The following is a 2687-nucleotide window of genomic DNA, read 5'->3' on the forward strand; positions in this document are numbered from 1 at the left end:
CACACCCCACACCCCACACCCCACACCCCACACCCTACACCCCACACCCCACACCCCACACCCAACCCCCAAGACCTGATTGCTATATCATAAGAAAGACAGGGGAAATCTTAAAAAAATCGAGAAAGTTTTCCCCCTCGATTACTTTTTCCCATAAAAAAAACTGCACTAGAGGTAACTGTTAATGGTCGTTAGTCGTGATAAGGCTCCCACGGCACAGGAAACGTTTATGCAAATGGCACAGGCGGCCGGTTTACGCGGTCGCTTGTTGATTACATTGGGTTTACTGATTCTGCTCCGTTTTGGGATGTTTGTACCGATACCTGGTTTGGATCGGGCAAGATTAGCAGAAATTATTCAAGGTAACGCCGCTTTGGGAATCCTTGACCTGTTTACCGGGGGAGGATTATCGACGTTAGGGATTTTTGCCCTCGGCATTCTTCCCTATATCAACGCCTCAATTATCGTGCAACTGCTCACCGCTGCCCTTCCTTCTTTGGAAGATTTACAGAAAAATGAAGGAGAAGCAGGACGGCGAAAAATTGCCCAAATTACCCGTTATATTGCCTTTGGTTGGGCAATTATTCAAAGTATCGGCATTACTCTCGGTTTATTGGTGGCTAACGGCGTTGTGGCCGGAACTTTACCCTCGATCGCCGCTACGGTTCTCGCTTTAGTGGCCGGTTCTATGTTCGTGATGTGGATTTCGGAACTGATCACAGAACGCGGTCTGGGAAATGGAGCATCTTTGCTGATTTTTGTCAACATTGTCGCTGTTTTACCGAAAACCCTCGGTGATACGATTACTTTTGCTCAACAGGGTGGCCGACAAGCGATCGCTCAAGTGGTGATTCTCTTGCTGGTTTTCTTGGTGATGATTATCGGCATTGTTTTTGTTCAGGAAGGAACCCGTCGGATTCCGATTGTTTCTGCCCGTCGTCAGGTGGGTCGTCGTCTCTATCGGGAAAGAACCAGTTATCTACCCCTACGACTCAATCAAGGGGGCGTGATGCCGATTATTTTCGCCTCGGCAGTGTTGGTCTTACCTTTCCAATTGGTGCAAGCTTTACCCACGGATAACCCGGTCGGTCAGGTTTTAGTCCAGTTGGTTAATGCTCTGCGTCCCGATAGTTGGGGTTATGTGGCTTTTTATAGCTTACTAATTCTCGGTTTTAGTTTCTTCTACGCTTCCCTGATCGTTAACCCCAAGGATATGTCCCAAAACCTGAAAAAAATGGGGGCCAGTATTCCGGGGATTCGGCCAGGGACCGCTACTACTAATTATCTGGAAGGGGTGCTGAATCGTCTCACCCTTTTGGGCGCTCTCTTTTTAAGTTTGGTGGCTACTGTGCCGACTGTAGTAGAAAGCGCCACCGGTGTCACCACTTTTCGCGGTTTGGGGGCAACTTCCCTGTTAATTCTGGTGGGGGTGGCGATCGATACTGCGAAACAAATTCAAACCTATGTCATGTCTCAACGCTATGAGGACATGATTAAAAAGTAGTTAGATAGTTAACCAGTGACCTTTTACCGGTTACTGGTTATTTTTTCCCTTAAAACCCTATATTTAATCCATGAGCAAACGGATCGGTGTGATATTTTTGGGACCGCCCGGATCGGGAAAAGGTACTCAAGCGGCAAAATTAGCGGAATCTCTGACGATTCCCCATATTTCTACCGGTGAAATTTTACGTCAAGCAATTACAGAGAAGACAGAACTTGGTCAACAAGCACAAGCTTATGTGGAAAAGGGCGAATTAGTCCCCGATGAGTTGTTATTAGGTTTAATTCAGGAACGTTTAAAACAGCCTGACAGTGCTAAGGGTTGGATTCTTGATGGGTTTCCCCGCACGGTGGCACAGGCGAGCTTTTTAGACGCATTACTGGAAGAATTGGCCGATAGTTACACATTTGTGGTCAATTTGGCTGTACCAGATACGGTCTTAATTGAGCGTCTCATGCAACGGGGTCGTCAAGATGATACTAAAGAAACGATCTCCCGTCGCCTACAGGTTTATATCGACCAAACTGCCCCCGTTTTAGATTATTACGGTCAAAAAGGCACTCTTAACCATATCGACGGTAATCAACCGATGGACGCGGTTACTGCCGCTTTAACAGCAGTTGTCATTCCTGTGTAAAGTTTGTCTCAGTGATCAGTAATCAGTAATCAGTGATCAGTAATCAGTGATCAGTTATCAGTCATCAGTGATCAGTAGGTTGGGTTGAAGCATGAAACCCAACGCCCGCATGGGTTACGCTACCGCTAACCCATCCTACAAATAATTGTGCCTCCCTACTTATACTAAATCCAGTTATTAAAAACTGATTATTTATTCCCTCTTTTGCCTCTTGCATGAGTGCCTGTCCTGATATGTAGCCTATACTCAACGGATTTAGTATTATAAGTTTTTTATATCAAACAGCCGTTAATAGTTGAGCATATTAAAATTTACATTTCGCAATATTTATCTTTTCTTAAGAATTTATTGAAAATAATTCTCATTTGTTTACGAGGTTGCAATACTTCCAGCGATTATGGTATAACTGGACTTCCCCCATACAGAAATACTAAAAAATTAACAAAACCCTTACTGCCTGGAGCTTCTCAGAAAAAATTGAAAAGACGCTACTGGGTACATTTTCCCTTTGAAAATGGCTGTACCGTTGACTGTATCTAGAGTAGA

2 protein-coding genes are annotated in these 2687 nt (G+C 44.8%); both read left to right on the plus strand.

Annotated elements, in window-relative coordinates:
* Window positions 1-184 precede the first annotated feature (184 nt).
* A complete protein-coding gene (secY, locus tag PX482_RS18930) occupies window positions 185-1504 on the plus strand; it encodes a preprotein translocase subunit SecY (protein ID WP_002757587.1) in 1320 nt (439 codons plus the stop codon).
* A 70-nt stretch (window positions 1505-1574) separates the two neighbouring features.
* Window positions 1575-2141 (plus strand): adenylate kinase, encoded by a 567-nt coding sequence (locus PX482_RS18935; protein WP_002757589.1) that lies wholly within the window; start codon window positions 1575-1577, stop codon window positions 2139-2141.
* Window positions 2142-2687 lie beyond the last annotated feature (546 nt).

Origin of the sequence: Microcystis sp. M53602_WE12 (assembly GCF_030065455.1) — a bacterium.
In the GTDB taxonomy this organism is placed as follows: Bacteria; Cyanobacteriota; Cyanobacteriia; order Cyanobacteriales; family Microcystaceae; genus Microcystis; species Microcystis aeruginosa.

Excerpts from the sequence above, each read along its gene's own strand:
- secY (WP_002757587.1), top strand. The coding sequence starts at position 185 with ATGGTCGTTAGTCGTGATAAGGCTCCCACGGCACAGGAAACGTTTATG.
- PX482_RS18935 (WP_002757589.1), top strand. The coding sequence starts at position 1,575 with ATGAGCAAACGGATCGGTGTGATATTTTTGGGACCGCCCGGATCGGGA.